A 14,328-nucleotide genomic window follows, 5' to 3' on the forward strand; every position below is an offset into this window, starting at 1 on the left:
TCGCGCGCTTCCCCGCGCCCCTGGAGACGATGGTGCTCCCGGCGTTTGAAGGTGCTGTCAGTGGCACAGTGCACTATCGGTACCGGGAGGTGGTGCAGGTGCGGACGGCGTACGACTGCGACGTGCTGGTGATCGGCGGCGGCATCGTCGGCCTGTCGACGGCGTACGCGATCACCCGCGCCGCGCCGGGCACACGTGTCACCGTCCTGGAGAAGGAGCCGGGCCCGGCCCGCCACCAGACCGGCCGCAACAGCGGCGTCATCCACAGCGGCATCTACTACCGCCCCGGCTCCCTCAAGGCGCGCTACGCGGTGCGGGGCGCGGCGGAGATGGTCAAGTTCTGCGCCGAGTACGGCATCCCGCACGCGGTCACCGGCAAGCTGATCGTCGCCACCGACCGTGCGGAGCTGCCCCGCCTGCACGCGCTCGTGCAGCGCGGCCGGGAGAACGGCATCCCGGTCCGCGAACTGGGCGCGTCCCAGATCGCGGAGTACGAGCCGGAGGTCCGCGGCCTGGCCGCGATCCACGTCGGCACGACCGGCATCTGCGACTTCGTCGCGGTCGCCCGCCGCCTGGCCCACGGCTCGGGCGCGGAGATCCGCTACGGCACCCGGGTGGTACGCGTCGACCGGCGTCCCGAGCGGGGAGTCGCCGTGCTCACGGCCGCGGGGGACGTCGTACGCGGGCGGGTCCTGGTGAACTGCGCCGGGCTGCAGTGCGACGAGATCGCCCGGCTCACCGGGGACGACCCCGAGGTCCGGATCGTGCCCTTCCGGGGCGAGTACTACGAGCTGGCCCGGCCGGAGCTGGTGCGCGGCCTGGTCTACCCCGTGCCCGACCCGGCGTTCCCGTTCCTCGGAGTACATCTGACGCGGGGCATCGACGGAGGCGTGCACGTCGGGCCCAACGCGGTGCCGGCCCTGGCCCGTGAGGGATACCGGTGGAGCACGGTGAGACCGCGCGAGCTGGGCTCGACCCTGACCTGGCCCGGCTCCTGGCGGATAGCCCGCAGGCACTGGCGGTACGGGGCGGGTGAGCTGCGGCGATCCCTCTCCAAGAAGGCGTTCACGCAGGCGGTGGGCAGACTGCTGCCCGGGGTGTCCGAGGACGACCTGGTACCGACGGCGGCGGGCGTGCGCGCACAGGCGGTGCTCCGTGACGGAACCCTGGTCGACGACTTCCTGATCCGCGAGGGCGCCAGGACCGTCCATGTCCTCAACGCACCGTCGCCTGCGGCCACCGCCTCTTTGCCGATCGGGCGGGAGGTGGCGCGGAGGGCGCTGAGCGCGCTGTGAGCCGTCCGGAACCCGGCGTTGTCGCTGATGCCGGGTGGGGCCGCGGCCCGGCGGAGCGGGGTGCCTCCCCCAAGCTGTCGGCTTCGCTCGAGCAGGGGGGACCCCCACGCCCACTCGTGCCGCCCCCGGCGGCACACATGCACGCAGCTGAGCCGGCGGACACCCCCCGGCGCGGTCCCGGCCCACCACCGCCGCGTCCGCGTCCCGCCTCAGCCGTAAAATCAGAGGCACTGTGTCTGAGTCCGCGAACACCCCCGAAGTCCAGAGCCCGCACCCGCACCTCCCCGGCGTCTCCGTCCGCCGGAGCCGGGCCAAGGGAGAGCCGCGCTTCCCCGACGGCCCGAAGGCAGACCCCGCCGGTTCGCACTTCGAGCGGCGGATCCGGAGTTTCCAGCCGCGGCGCAGCCGTGTCACCGCCGGTCAGGCGGACGCGCTGCAGCGCCTGTGGCCCAAGTGGGGCCTCGACATCGACGGCGGCCGAACCCTCGACCTGAACGAGCTGTTCGGCAACGACAGCCCCGTCGTCCTGGAGATCGGCTTCGGCATGGGCGAGGCCACCGCCCAGATGGCCGCCGCCGACCCCGCCACGAACATCCTCGCCGTCGACGTCCACACCCCCGGCCAGGGCAACCTGCTCAACCTCGCCGACCGCAACGGCCTGTCCAACGTCCGCGTCGGCAACGGCGACGCGATCATCCTCCTGCGCGAGATGCTCGCTCCGGAATCCCTCGCCGGCCTCCGCGTCTACTTCCCCGACCCCTGGCCCAAGAAGCGGCACCACAAGCGCCGGATCATCCAGCCGGACTTCCTCACCCTCGCCGCCCCCCGCCTCCGGCCCGGCGCGCTCCTCCACTGCGCCACCGACTGGGAGCCGTACGCCGAGCAGATGCTCGAGGTCCTCACGGCGCACCCCGACTTCGAGAACACGCAGGCGGACGGTGGTTTCGCGCCGCGTCCCGACTTCCGTCCGCTGACCCGTTTCGAGGGCCAGGGACTGGACAAGGGACATGTCGTGAACGACCTCCTCTTCCGCCGCGTACAGCACGTGGACCAGCCCCCCGCCGGCGCCTGACCACCCCTGGCACCTCTCCCGCCTGCGGACAGCGCCCATCCGTCGTTAGGGTCAATCCCGTGGCCACCAGCCTCCCGCACCCCTCGTACCCGAGCGGTCCCGACAACGGCGTCCCCTTCGCCGGCCCGGGCACGCCCGGCTCCCTGCGGCACGCCCACTGGTGGCAGCGCGCCTGGGTGCGCTACGGCGCGCTGAGCACGCTCCTCGCGATATCCGGCCTGGTCATCCTCGCCCTGGTCCGTGAGGAGACCGGTACGGAGGGGTTCCTGGTCGGGCTGGGGCTGGCCGTCCTGCCGGTGCCCCTGCTGATAGCCGCGTTCCGCTGGCTGGACCGGGTCGAACCCGGCCCCTGGCGGAACCTGGTGTTCTGCTTCGCCTGGGGCGCCTGCGCGGCGGCGCTGATAGCGATCGTCGCCAACAGCTTCGCGACGAGATGGATAGCGACGGCGACGGCGGACCCGTCCAGCGCGGACACCCTCGGCGCGACGGTGATAGCGCCGGTGGTCGAGGAGTCGGCCAAGGCGGCGGCCGTACTCCTGGTCTTCCTCTTCCGGCGTCGCGACTTCACCGGCATCGTCGACGGCGTCGTCATAGCCGGCGTGACCGCCACCGGCTTCGCCTTCACCGAGAACATCCTCTACCTGGGCACCGCGTTCGGCACCGACCAGCTGACCGGCGGCAGCGGCATCGCCTCCGTCACGGCGGCGACCTTCTTCGTGCGCATCATCATGTCGCCGTTCGCGCATCCGCTGTTCACGGTCCTCACGGGCATCGGCTTCGGCATCTCCGCGCTCTCGGCGGCCCGCCGGCCCGTGCGCCGGATCGTCTTCCCGCTGTCCGGGCTGCTGCTGGCGATGGGCATGCACGCGATGTGGAACGGCTCGTCGGCGTTCGGCGAGTACGGCTTCTTCGCCGTGTACGCGGCGTTCATGGTGCCCATCTTCGGGCTGCTGACGTGGCTGGTGATCTGGACGCGGCAGCGGGAGCTGAAGACCATCCGGGCGGAGCTGCCCGCCTACGCCGTGGCCGGCTGGCTGACCCCGGCCGAGCCGTACGCGCTCGGCTCGATGCGGGCCCGGCGGATCGCCCGCCAGTACGCCCGCCGCCACCTCGGCAGGGCGGCGGCCCGGGAGGTGGCCCGGTACGAGGCGTACGCGACGTCCCTGGCGTTCCTGCGGCACCGGGCCCGGCGGGGCGGCGTCCGGGCGGACTTCGCCGTACGGGAGCGGGAGCTGCTCGGCGAACTGTGGCGACGCCGGGAGGTGTCCCGGCCCGCGCTGGACCACGCGGCGCGGATCACCGCCCCTCCGGTCCCGGTGGTGGCCCCGCCCTGGCCGGTCCACGGGGTGTACGGACACGGGTACGGCTACGGCTACGCCCACCAGCCGACCCGCCCGACGCCGTACCCCGCTTACAACCCCTACCGCTCCTAGTACTCGGACCGAGGCCTGGCGGCCGGTGCCGCACCCCGTTCACAGCCCCTGAAGCTCCTCCTGTGGCCTGCTCAGGCCGAGGCCTCCGTGAGCCGCTCGGCCTCGGCCTCGGAGAGCGTCAGCTCCCCGACGCCGACCAGTGCGGGCAGCTGCTCCACCGTCCGTGCGGAAGCGATCGGCGCCGCCACGGTCGGCCGGGCGGCGAGCCAGGCGAGGGCCACGGTGGCGACGGGCACGTCGTGCGCCGCGGCGATCTCGTCGAGGGCGGCGAGCACCCGCCGCCCCCGCTCGGTCTCCAGATGCCTGGCGGCACCGCCCGCCCGCGCGCTCTCCACCGGCGTACCGGGCCGGTACTTGCCCGTGAGGAAACCGGACGCGAGCGCGTAGTACGGAACGGCCGCGAGGCCGGCCCGCTCGGCGAGGTCCTGGAGCTCACCCTCGTAGGTGTCGCGGGAGACCAGGTTGTAGTGCGGCTGGAGGGCGACGTAGCGGGCGAGCCCCTCGCGGTCGGAGAACTCCAGGGACGTCCGCAGCCGCTCGGCGGAGATGTTGGAGGCGGCGATGTGCCGCACCTTCCCCGCCTTCACAAGGGCGTCGAGCGCGCCGATGATCTCCTCGACGGGCACGTCGGGCTGGTCGAAGTGGGTGTAGTAGAGGTCGATGTAGTCGGTGCGCAGGCGCCGCAGGGAGGCGTCGGCGGCGGCCGTGATGTTGGCGGCGGACAGTCCCTGGAACTCGGGGTGCCGGCTGACCTTCGTGGCGACGACGACGTCGGAGCGGTTGCCGCGCGCCTCGAGCCACTTGCCGAGGATGGTCTCGGACTCCCCGCCCCGGTTGCCGTCGGCCCACGCCGAGTAGACGTCGGCGGTGTCCACGAAATTGCCGCCGACGGCGGTGTACGCGTCGAGGACGTCGAAGGACCGGGCCTCGTCCGCGGTCCAGCCGAAGACGTTGCCGCCGAGGGCGAGGGGGAAGACCTCGAGGTCGGAGGAGCCGAGCTTGAGAAGAGAAGTCATGCCCCGTGTCAACGACCGTACGGGAGGACCTCATTCCGCTACGGACGCGAAATTCCCGTGACCACCGCGACCGAAGACCGGCGGCCCTGACGTCGGGGGGTCGTCGTCAGGGCCGCCGGTCTTCGGTCGCGGTGCTTCAACGGATGTGTACCGCTTACGGGTTCAGTCCCTTGCCGCGCAGCCACGCCATCGGGTCGATGCCGCCGGCGGATCCGCCGGAGTGGACTTCGAGGTGCAGGTGCGCCCCGGTGACGTTGCCGGTGGCGCCCACGCGGCCGATCACGTCGCCGGTGCTGACCTTCTGGCCGACGCTGACGCCGATGGAGGACTGGTGCGCGTACCAGATCTCGGTGCCGTCATCGAGGGTGAGGACGGTCTTGTAGCCGTAGGAGCCGTTCCAGCCCGCCTCGGTGATGGTGCCGCTGTGCACGGCCTTGATCGGCGTGCCCGTGGGGGCGGCGAAGTCGAGGCCGGTGTGGTAGCCGGAGGACCAGTAGGCGCCCGCCTGGCCGAACGTCGAGGTGAGGGTGTACGAGGAGGTCGGCAGGGTGAACTGCTTGGCGAGGGCGGCGAGCCGCTCGGCCTCGGCCTTCTTCCTGGCCTCTTCCTCCGCTTTCTTCTTGGCCTCGGCGGCCTTGGCCTTGGCTTCCTCCTCCGCCTTGGCGACGGCTTCCGCCGCGGCCTTCTCGGCGGCGGCCGCGGCGTCCTGGGCGGCCTTGGTCTCGATCTGGTCCTGCTGGTGCTCGACCTGGGCCATGATCCGGGCGCGCAGCGCCTCGCCGGCACCGGAGGCGCCCTTGGCCTGCTCGGTGTCCGCCGTGACGGTGCCGAGGCTGCTGAGCGGGGTGGCGGAACCTTCGGGGGTGTCGTCGTCCGAGATGAGGGAACCCACCGAGGGCAGGTCCGGAACGGAGATGGACACCGGGGGCTTGCCGGTCTGGGCACTGGCCATGCCGCCGGCACCCACAGCGGCTATGACGCCGACGCCCAGGACGGTGGAGCTGCGGGCGAGACCTCCGCCGCGCTGCTTGGTGACGCGATGCCGGCCGCGGACGGGACGGATGGACTCCTCGGTGGGGTTCCACTCCTGGAACGGGCCCTCGTCGGTGCGCTGACCGCCGTAGCCGAAGGTGTCGGTGTCGCGCTTCGGCGCGTACGGGGCCGTGGGGGCAGGCCGGTTGGACGCCACGTGGGCGTACTCCTTTCCTTCCTTCTCGCCTACCGGGTTAGCTGACGGGTTCGGAGCAGGAAGGTCTCCTACGCGCGTATACCTGCCGTGCTTCCACGGTGGTTACGCCCGATTCACCCCAAGTGGTGGTTCCCCGGTTCCCTTTCGGGATTCGGCGCGTGCGCACGGAGCCGCCTTCTGTGACGGCTGGGACGACCGCGCTGCGTTATCGAACGTTAATGGAGGCGCGAGGGGTATTCCAGCGATTCCACTTGATCATTAACCTTTTTCGCGCGGACTTACCTGCCATGACCGACTTAAATCGGGCGAGTTGACCACCATACAAGTGGCCGACGAGGTTTGACGGTGTGTCAGTTGTTATGCGGAACGGGACGGTTCGCTCACCGACCGTAGCGAGTCACCGGGAAAGCACCGAGGGCCGGAATCCTTTGGATTCCGGCCCTCGGCCTTCAGTAGCGGGGACAGGATTTGAACCTGCGACCTCTGGGTTATGAGCCCAGCGAGCTACCGAGCTGCTCCACCCCGCGTCGTTGTGTCACCAGTGTACGCCATCCGCGGGACTGCTCGCGCACACCCTCCCTCCGGCCCGCGCTCAGCGCACCAGGTGGCGGTTCGGGGCCTTGGCCCGCTCCTCGTGTTCCGGGAGCAACAGCACCTCCACTCCCCGCGCCGCCAGGAGGCCGCTGCCGTCGGCGTCCGTCACGAAGGTGTCCGGCTCGCGCCAGGCCGTGACGACCCGCCGTACGCCCGCGTCGAGGATCAGCCGGGCGCAGGGAGCGGGCCGGGAGGCGCGGCGGGCGCACGGCTCGAGGCTGCTGTACACCGTCGCGCCGGGCAGCCGCGGGTCGGCCGGGTCGAGCTTGGCGAGGGCCGCCTCCTCGGCGTGCACCACGGGGTCGCCGCCCTCGCGGGAGTGGCCGCGGGCCAGTTCCGTGCCGTCGGCGGCGACCACGACCGCGCCCACGCTGAACGCCGTGCCCGACGGCGGGCAGCTCTCGGCCAGTTCGCAGGCGAGGGCCAGCCAGTGGTGATCGGCTGCGGCGGGCAGGGAACCGGTGCCCGGGGCGGTCGGTTCGTAGCGCATCAGGACGACGTCCTCGATCTGCCGCGACTCCAGCAGCCGGAGCCGGCCCCCCTGGTAGCCGCCGGGGCCGAAGAGGCGGGGCGCCCGGGGGTCGCCCACGAAGAGCGGGGCGAGGACCAGCTGGAGTTCGTCGGCGAGGCCCTGGGTGAGGAGCTGCGTGTGGATCAGACCGCCGCCCTCGACCATGAGCCGCCGTACACCCCGGACGTCGTGCAGGTGCGTGAGCAGCCGCCGCCAGTCGAGGCCGGCGCCGAGCGGGACGACGTCGGCGGCGAGGCCGAGCGCACGGGCGCGCTCGGCGCCCCGGTCGGTCGTGTAGAGGAGCTTCTCGCCGCCGGTGTGCCAGAAGCGGGCGTCCGGGTCGAGGTCGCCCGAACCGCTGACGGTGACCTTGAGCGGGTACGCGGGCTTGCCCGCGGCCGTGCGGGCGGCCCGGCGCTGCTCCGAGTTCACCAGCAGGCGCGGGTTGTCGGCGCGGATGGTGCCGGCGCCGATCAGGATCGCGTCGACGTCGGCCCGGACCTCGTCGACCCGGTCGAAGTCGGCCGGGCTGGACAGCAGCAGGCGGTCGGGCCCGGTGTCGTCCAGGTAGCCGTCGAGTGAGACGGCGGCGGACAGCAGGACGTACGGGTGAGGCATCGGTGCTCCGCGGCTGGTCGGGACTGCGGGACGGGACAGGGCTTGGTTCAAGTTTGAAACAAACCTACACTGGCGGCATGACGACTCGCTGGCTCACCCCCGAGGAGCAGCGCGCCTGGCGCGCCTACATCGCCGCCTCGCTGCTCCTGGAGGACGCGATCGACCGGCAGCTCCAGCAGGACGCCGGCATGCCACACCTGTACTACTCCATCCTGTCCGTCCTGTCGGAGTCCCCGGAGCGGCGGCTGCGCATGACCGATCTCGCCGAGCGGCTGAAGATCACGCGAAGCCGGCTGACGTACGCGGTCACACGGCTGGAGAAGGACGGCATGCTGCGGCGCGAGGCCTGCCGGTACGACAAGCGCGGCAGTATCGCGGCGCTGACCGACGAGGGGTTCGCCGTGCTGGAGCGCGCGGCGCCGGGGCACGTAGAGACCGTGCGCAGCTCCCTGTTCGACCGGCTCAGCGAGGAGCAGGTGGGCCAGCTGGAGGAGATCTCCGCGGCGATCGCGCAGGGGCTCCAGGAGGACGGGACCCGGCCGGCGGCGGACGACGTGCCGTGGCGACGGAGGTCGTCGCCCTGCTCGTGACGCGCATCACATAGAGCCGGATTCTCTTTGCTTCAAATTTAAAGCACGAGTAGGGTTCCGATCGTGGATCTGCTTCAAATCTGAAGCACTACGGCTGTGCAGCCGAACAGGAACGGAACCCGGAGGCCCCGCATGCCCGACACTCCCGCCGTCATCGCCACCCCGCGCTCCCGCGTCCGGGTCCCGCTGCGCTTCCACGACGGCTACGAGGCCGACGCCGAGCTCGTCACCTTCCACGGGCTGGCCGACGGCCAGGAGCACGTCGCCGTGGTCCTCGGCGAACCCGGCCCGGTCCCGCTGGTGCGGCTGCACTCCGAGTGCCTGACCGGGGACGTGTTCGGCAGCGCCCGCTGCGACTGCGGCCCGCAGCTGCGCGAGGCGGTCGAGCGCATCGCCGAGCGCGGCGGCGTCCTTCTCTACCTCCGCCAGGAGGGCCGCGGCATCGGCCTCTACAACAAGCTCGACGCGTACGCCCTCCAGGACGAGGGGCTCGACACCTACGAGGCGAACGCGGCGCTCGGGCTGCCGGAGGACGCCCGCGACTACACGGCGGCGGCCCAGATGCTCCGGGCCCTGGGCATCGGCGAACTGGACCTGCTCTCCAACAACCCCGACAAGGCCGACCAGTTGCGATCGCTGGGCGTCGACGTCCGCGACCGGGTCCCCACCGGCGTCTTCACCACCGCCCACAACGTCCGCTACCTGCGCGCGAAAGTCCTCCAGACCCAGCACACGCTGCCGCTCGCTGCGCTGGCGGAGCTCAACGCGGGCTGACCGGCCGCCGGTCCGGCCGGGCACTGAACCGGGCTGCTTGCCCTTCGGTTCATCGGGTACAGCCTTTGCAAGAGGGCGACCTCATCAGTACCCGCGCCTTTATGGAAGTGACCGTTTCGTGACCGATCTCGGCGGCCCCGGCAACCACCGGGCGAGGGGACCGGGCGAGGGCCCGGAGGCCGTCGCAGCGCAGATCACCGATGCTGTGGAGAGCCTGGTGGCGCTGTGGTCGGTCGCCGCCCAGGAGGCGTCCCTGCGGCTGTCACCGCACCAGTTGCGGGCGTTGCGCACCGTGCAGGCCGCGCCCGGGCTGAACCTGACGGCCCTGGCGGACCGTCTGGACATCGGCCTCCCCACGGCCAGCCGCCTCTGCGACCGTCTGGCCGCGGCCGGCCTGCTGGAACGGGCGCCGCATCCCGACACCCGCCGCGAAGTGCAACTGTGGCTCACCACACACGGACAGCACGTCCTGGGTGACGTCGCCGACCGCCGAACCCAGGCCCTGACCGCGGCACTGGCGGCCATGGAACCGGCCGAACGGGCAGCGCTGAGCAGGGGTTTGCGGGGCTTCCTGGCGGCCCGGACCATGTCGCCACCGCACACCCGCAGCCCAGAGGACCGCTGAGAAACCGGCCGGGCGGGGCAGGCGGACCCGGAATCGACGGCGCCGGTCGGTCGCCGGGGGCGTCAGGCGGCTGAGCCATCGCGGCGGCTGCCGCAGTCGGCGGGCATCGAGCGCCCGAGCCCTCACAGCACCCGCCGCCAACAAGCACCACACACCCGCACCCTCACAGCACCCGCCGCCAACAAGCACCACACACCCGCACCCTCACAGCACCCGCCGCCAACAAGCACCACACACCCGCACTCTCACAGCACCCGCCGCCAACATGCACCACACACCCGCACTCTCACAGCACCCGCCGCCAACATGCACCACACACCCGCACCCTCACAGCACCCGCCGCCAACGCGCATCACCTACCCGAGCCGTGGCGGCTCTCGCCGCCTGCGGTGAGGACCGCCACGCAGGTGTCGTCCCGTACCGGGCGGGCCGCGCTTCCCGCGTCCCGGAGCACCACCGCGGCCGCCACCGCCGGGTCGCAGCCGGGCAGGACGCCGTCGTCGGGCGGCGTCCAGCGGCTGGGCAGGCCGTCGCTGTGCAGCACCAGCAGACTGCCCGGGTGCCACGGCACGCGCTGCACGGGCACGGACGCCGGCGTCTGCGCGCCCACGATGCCGGGGTGGGACAACAGCGGCTTCCACGCGCCGTCGGTCCGCAGCCGGGCGCCGACGTTGCCGATCCCGGCGAAACTCAACTGCGCGTCTCGCACATCCAGTTGGGCCACTGCGACGGCAGCGCCCCGGGTGGGGCGCAGGGCCCGGCCCAGACTCCGCAGGATCTCGGCCGGCGGCAGCCCGCCCAGGCCGCGCAGTTCCTCCACGGCCGCGGTGGAGGCCTCGGCGGCCTTCGCCCCGTGGCCGAGCCCGTCGGCGAGCAGCAGGGTCAGCCGGTCGCCGCGGCGCACCCGGGCCCAGGCGTCCCCGGAGTGCTCGGCCCTGCCCAAGGGGACGTTGACGCCCCCGGCGCGCGGCCCGGGCGGGGGCGGCCCCTGGTTGCGGGCGGCGGGCTCGTGGCCGATCCGCGCCATCACGACGGTGCCCCGGCCCGGCGCGCTGTGCAGGTCGAAGTCGTTCGCTATGCGCCGGCACGTCCCGAGTCCGGCGCCCAGCGAGGCGGCGACGGTCGTGGTGTAGCCGTCGCGCATCGCCGCCGCGACGTCCGGGATGCCGGGCCCGTGGTCGAGCGAGACGAGCTGCACGGCCGGCCGGTGGTCGCCGTCGTGCGCGCGCTCGACGAGGTTGATCAGCACCCGCCCGCCCTCGGCGTGCCGCAGCAGGTTGGTGGCCAGTTCCGTCGCGACGAGCGCGGCGGTCGCGGTCCGGTTCGCGGGCAGGCCGGCGCAGGCACTGGCCTCCTCGGCCGCCACCCGCACGTCCCGCACCCGCGTCGAGTCGTCCTCCACCGGAACGTCCCAGACCCTGCTCATCACGGCACCGTCCGGGAGGGCGGCACGACGGTGGCCCAGGCGGTGACGGTGACGGTGGTCCCCTCACCGGGTCTGCTGTCCACCTCGAACTCCTGCACCAGCCGCTTGGCCCCACTCAGCCCGAGCCCCAGGCCACCGCCGCTGGTGTAGCCGTCGGTGAGCGCCTGGTCCAGGTCGCGGATGCCGGGCCCAGTGTCGACGAAGGCCAGCCGCAGCCCGCGCGCCGCGCCGGTGTCCAGCGGGGTGATCTGCACATGGCCGCCCCCGCCGTGGACGAGGGTGTTGCGGGCCAGTTCGCTCGCCGCCGTGACGAGCTTCGTCTGCTGCACGAGCCCGAAGCCGAGCTCGGCGGCGGCCTGCCGGACCTGCTGCCGAACCCACGCCAGATCGGCGTCCGAGCCGATCGGCAGGCTGGCCTGGCCGGCATGGCGGGAAGCCTGCATCATGGACCCCCCTCGCCCCGGCGCGTGGCGACGCCGAGGAGCTCCATCGCTCGTTCGACGTCCAGGGCCGTCCGCAGGCCGGGCAGGGTGAGCCCCAGCTCGACCAGGGTGATGGCCACGGCCGGGCGCATCCCGGCCAGTACCGTGCGGGCTGCCAGCAGCTTTGCTCCGGCGGCGATCTCGGCCAGGACCCGACCCAGGAACGAGTCGACGATCTCCACACCGGAGATGTCGATCACCACCCCGGTCACCCGGCTGTGCGAGATCCGGGCCGTGATGTCCTGCTGGAGCTGCTCGGCCATGCCGTCGTGCAACTCCCCTTGGAGGGTGACCAGCAGGACATCGCCCAGCTGGAGGACCGGCACGGTGAAGCCGTGTCCGCCCACGGGTCCGTGTCCCGCGCTCCCGGTCACCGCGTGCCCGCGTCCGCCGCCGCGCCGGCCACCCTCAGCGGTGCGATCTCGACCCCCTGCTGGCTGAGCGCGTAGGCGAGCGCGTCGGCCAGGCTGGAGCGGGTGAGCACCGTGCCGAGGTCGATGCCCAGGTGGACGATGGTCTGCGCGATCGCGGGCCGGATGCCGGAGACGATGCACTCGGCGCCCATCAGCCGCGCCGCCGCCACGGTCTTCATCAGGTGCTGGGCGACCAGCGAGTCGACCGTGGGCACGCCGGTGATGTCGAGGATGGCGTACCGGGCGCGCTCGGCGACGATCGCGTCCAGCAGGCTCTCCATGACGACCTGGCTGCGCGCGCTGTCCAGGGTGCCGATCAGCGGTACGGCGACGGTGCTGTCCCACAGCTTGATCACCGGGGTGGCCACCTCGTGCAGCTGCTCGCGCTGCCGGGCGATCAGCTCCTCGCCCGCGCTGACCGTGGTCTCCATCACGACCAGGCGCAGTGTGCCCATGAGCACCGTCAGCGCCACCACGGCCTCCTGGGCCTCGGGGGCGTACGGCTCCGGGAACTCGGCGCGCAGCAGTTCGGTCGCCGGCTCGCGCAGCGCGGCGACCTCGCCGGCGACCCCGTCCGGGTCGATGCCCGTGCGGGCGCGGGACGCCGCCATCCGCCCCAACTGGTCGCGCACGGACTCGAATCCGGACGCGCGGATGTCGTCCAGCCGCCCGGAGGCCGCCACGGCCGCCAGCGCCGCGGCCACGGCCCGGCCCGCCTCCACCGCTTCGTCCCGTGAGACGGTGAAGACCGTCCGGAACAGCGCGGCGTCCGCCCAGCGTTGGGCGATCTGCTCGCGGCGCCGTTCCAGGAAAGCGCTCACCTGGTACGCGGCCGGCTCCTGTTCCGCGTTCTCTTCCGACACCGACACTTGCATCGCTCCCTTGCACGGGCCGGACCGAGGTCGCGCGACGGCGCCTCAGCCATTACTTGCCGTATGACAAACATTAGTGCCGACCTACGGCACCATCAAACAATTGCCCTCCGCTGCCCCTGACCTGCGCCTGCCCCATCCCTTACCGCCCACGCCAGTCCAGACACACCACGAGGGCGTCGTCGTCCGGGGTGGACCGGCCGCGGTGGCCCGTGAGTTCGCGCAGGACGGCCCGGGGCACCTCGGCGGCCGGCAGCAGCCGGGTGGACTGGATGGCCCGGGCCAGGGCGGCACCCCCGTAGGCCTCGCCGCCCGGGGAGGCGACGTCGTAGACCCCGTCGCTGACGAAGACCAGCCGGTCGCCCGGCTCGACCCGGAACTCCTGGATCACGTAGTCGGTCTCCTCGAACATGCCGAGCGGCAGCTGGGCGTCGAACGGCACCCGCTCCACCGCGCCCCGGCGCAGCCGCAGCATCTGCGGCGACCCGGCGTCCACGGTCCGCACCCGCCCGGTGGCCAGGTCGAAGTCGAGCATCAGCACGGAGAGGTAGCAGCGACCCTGGTAATGCGCGTACACCGCCTGGTCGGCCAGGGCGGCCTGGTCGTCGATGGACAGCCCGGCCCGGCGCGCGTTGCGCAGCGCGTTGATCGCCAGGTTCGTCAGCAGGGAGGCCTCTATGCCCTCGCCCATGCCGTTGGTGACGTACAGGCTGAGCCGGTCGGCCGAGGCGGACCAGTCGAAGTTGTCACCGAAGATCGCGTACGCCGGCTCCAGTTGCGCGCCCAGCTCGTACTCGGGGCGGGCGCAGGAGCGGCCCGGCAGCAGCTGCCACTGCATCTCGGCGGCCAGCGTGAGCCGGTCCCGGCGGCGCGCCTGGAGGTACAGGTCGGTGTCGCGTTCGGCCACGACGACCTCGTGCCCGAGCACTTCGGCGATCTCGGCCAGCTCGTCCAGGCACCTCTCGGCGTGCTCGGCGCCCGGCAGGGACACCGTCAGCACACCGAGGCGGTCGCCGCGCACGGTGACGGGCAGGTGCGCCCGTACGAGGTCGCCGGCGAGGGTCTCCACGTAGGGCTGCTGCGCGCCGAAGGCCCGGCCCGCCGGGCTGTTGTGCGCGGACACCGGCTGCAGGGTGTGCGGGAGCACGGACACTGGCTGAAGCACCGTCAGTCCGTAGTCGGCCAGGAAAAGCTCGACGGAGTCCGCCGCGTACTGATCGGTCAGTACACGACGGACCGCGTCCAGCAGTTGATGGGGTGCCGCCGTGCGCAGGGCGCGCTCGGCGGCCACGAATCTGCTCGTGATCGTGCTCACGGTGGTCCTTCACCATCCTCGACGGGACGCCGACGCGTCCTTGGAAACGGGTTCTCGTCCACGGGCCAGGAAGCGCCGGGAGGCGGGTCGCGGGCGGTTCACT

At 72.4% G+C, this 14,328-nt stretch carries 14 protein-coding genes, 1 tRNA gene and 1 riboswitch; of the genes, 6 read left to right on the forward strand and 9 right to left on the reverse strand.

Going from position 1 to position 14,328, the window contains the following annotated elements; translation table 11 throughout:
• The first annotated feature begins 89 nt into the window (after positions 1–89).
• From lhgO to AB0937_RS30680, 3 genes are all read left to right on the forward strand, one after another.
• Positions 90–1,295, forward strand: coding sequence for an L-2-hydroxyglutarate oxidase (gene lhgO / locus AB0937_RS30670; protein WP_366716391.1), 1,206 nt, complete (start codon positions 90–92; stop codon positions 1,293–1,295).
• 232 nt (positions 1,296–1,527) lie between these two features.
• Complete coding sequence (trmB, locus tag AB0937_RS30675; RefSeq protein WP_366716214.1) at positions 1,528–2,367, forward strand: tRNA (guanosine(46)-N7)-methyltransferase TrmB; 840 nt, start codon at positions 1,528–1,530, stop codon at positions 2,365–2,367.
• Positions 2,368–2,426: 59 nt separating this feature from the next.
• Positions 2,427–3,800, forward strand: coding sequence for a PrsW family intramembrane metalloprotease (locus AB0937_RS30680; RefSeq protein ID WP_366716216.1), 1,374 nt, complete (start codon positions 2,427–2,429; stop codon positions 3,798–3,800).
• Between the two features lie 71 nt (positions 3,801–3,871).
• On the opposite strand, the gene AB0937_RS30685 is transcribed toward AB0937_RS30680, so the two are convergent.
• The 4 genes from AB0937_RS30685 to AB0937_RS30700 form a co-directional block, all read right to left on the reverse strand.
• A complete protein-coding gene (locus AB0937_RS30685) occupies positions 3,872–4,816 on the reverse strand; it encodes an aldo/keto reductase (RefSeq protein ID WP_366716218.1) in 945 nt (314 codons plus the stop codon).
• Between the two features lie 154 nt (positions 4,817–4,970).
• The gene (locus AB0937_RS30690; RefSeq protein ID WP_366716219.1) at positions 4,971–6,005 is read right to left on the reverse strand and encodes a M23 family metallopeptidase; all 1,035 of its coding nucleotides are present in this window, start codon (positions 6,003–6,005) and stop codon (positions 4,971–4,973) included.
• 11 nt (positions 6,006–6,016) lie between these two features.
• A riboswitch (cyclic di-AMP (ydaO/yuaA leader) is annotated at positions 6,017–6,172 on the reverse strand.
• Positions 6,173–6,458: 286 nt separating this feature from the next.
• Positions 6,459–6,532: transfer RNA gene (locus tag AB0937_RS30695), tRNA-Met, on the reverse strand.
• A gap of 65 nt (positions 6,533–6,597) precedes the next feature.
• Positions 6,598–7,728 (reverse strand): dihydrofolate reductase family protein, encoded by a 1,131-nt coding sequence (locus AB0937_RS30700; RefSeq protein WP_366716221.1) that lies wholly within the window; start codon positions 7,726–7,728, stop codon positions 6,598–6,600.
• A gap of 77 nt (positions 7,729–7,805) precedes the next feature.
• On the opposite strand from AB0937_RS30700, the gene AB0937_RS30705 reads away from it, so the two are divergent.
• The 3 genes from AB0937_RS30705 to AB0937_RS30715 all read left to right on the forward strand — a co-directional run bounded on the left by AB0937_RS30705 (position 7,806) and on the right by AB0937_RS30715 (position 9,717).
• Positions 7,806–8,318: a MarR family transcriptional regulator gene (locus AB0937_RS30705; protein WP_366716223.1), complete on the forward strand. Its 513-nt coding sequence runs from the start codon at positions 7,806–7,808 to the stop codon at positions 8,316–8,318.
• Positions 8,319–8,450: 132 nt separating this feature from the next.
• Positions 8,451–9,092 carry a GTP cyclohydrolase II gene (gene ribA / locus AB0937_RS30710; protein ID WP_366716225.1) on the forward strand — a complete coding sequence of 214 codons (642 nt, stop codon included), beginning with the start codon at positions 8,451–8,453 and terminating at the stop codon, positions 9,090–9,092.
• A 118-nt stretch (positions 9,093–9,210) separates the two neighbouring features.
• Positions 9,211–9,717: a MarR family transcriptional regulator gene (locus AB0937_RS30715; protein WP_366716226.1), complete on the forward strand. Its 507-nt coding sequence runs from the start codon at positions 9,211–9,213 to the stop codon at positions 9,715–9,717.
• A gap of 352 nt (positions 9,718–10,069) precedes the next feature.
• Here the strand turns inward: AB0937_RS30715 and AB0937_RS30720 are convergent, their stop codons facing one another.
• From AB0937_RS30720 to AB0937_RS30740, 5 genes are all read right to left on the reverse strand, one after another.
• Positions 10,070–11,143, reverse strand: a complete 1,074-nt coding sequence (locus AB0937_RS30720) for an ATP-binding SpoIIE family protein phosphatase (RefSeq protein ID WP_366716227.1) — start codon at positions 11,141–11,143, stop codon at positions 10,070–10,072.
• Positions 11,143–11,586 (reverse strand): ATP-binding protein, encoded by a 444-nt coding sequence (locus AB0937_RS30725; protein WP_366716393.1) that lies wholly within the window; start codon positions 11,584–11,586, stop codon positions 11,143–11,145. Before AB0937_RS30725 ends, AB0937_RS30720 begins: the two co-directional genes overlap by 1 nt.
• A complete protein-coding gene (locus AB0937_RS30730) occupies positions 11,586–11,972 on the reverse strand; it encodes an STAS domain-containing protein (protein WP_366716228.1) in 387 nt (128 codons plus the stop codon). The genes AB0937_RS30725 and AB0937_RS30730 overlap by 1 nt, the downstream gene beginning before the upstream one ends.
• Positions 11,973–11,995: 23 nt before the next feature.
• Entirely contained in the window at positions 11,996–12,913 is a 918-nt protein-coding gene (locus tag AB0937_RS30735) for an STAS domain-containing protein (protein WP_366716229.1), read from the reverse strand.
• 139 nt (positions 12,914–13,052) lie between these two features.
• Entirely contained in the window at positions 13,053–14,225 is a 1,173-nt protein-coding gene (locus AB0937_RS30740; RefSeq protein ID WP_366716231.1) for a PP2C family protein-serine/threonine phosphatase, read from the reverse strand.
• Between the last annotated feature and the right edge of the window lie 103 nt (positions 14,226–14,328).

This window comes from Streptomyces sp. NPDC047880 (assembly GCF_040706515.1).
Lineage (GTDB): Bacteria > Actinomycetota > Actinomycetes > Streptomycetales > Streptomycetaceae > Streptomyces.

What these genes read in the sequence shown, in the direction of transcription:
- AB0937_RS30685 (WP_366716218.1), bottom strand. Translation starts at nt 4,816, where the DNA reads ATGACTTCTCTTCTCAAGCTCGGCTCCTCCGACCTCGAGGTCTTCCCC.
- AB0937_RS30700 (WP_366716221.1), bottom strand. Translation starts at nt 7,728, where the DNA reads ATGCCTCACCCGTACGTCCTGCTGTCCGCCGCCGTCTCACTCGACGGC.
- AB0937_RS30705 (WP_366716223.1), top strand. Translation starts at nt 7,806, where the DNA reads ATGACGACTCGCTGGCTCACCCCCGAGGAGCAGCGCGCCTGGCGCGCC.
- ribA (WP_366716225.1), top strand. Translation starts at nt 8,451, where the DNA reads ATGCCCGACACTCCCGCCGTCATCGCCACCCCGCGCTCCCGCGTCCGG.
- AB0937_RS30720 (WP_366716227.1), bottom strand. Translation starts at nt 11,143, where the DNA reads ATGAGCAGGGTCTGGGACGTTCCGGTGGAGGACGACTCGACGCGGGTG.
- AB0937_RS30725 (WP_366716393.1), bottom strand. Translation starts at nt 11,586, where the DNA reads ATGCAGGCTTCCCGCCATGCCGGCCAGGCCAGCCTGCCGATCGGCTCG.
- AB0937_RS30735 (WP_366716229.1), bottom strand. Translation starts at nt 12,913, where the DNA reads ATGCAAGTGTCGGTGTCGGAAGAGAACGCGGAACAGGAGCCGGCCGCG.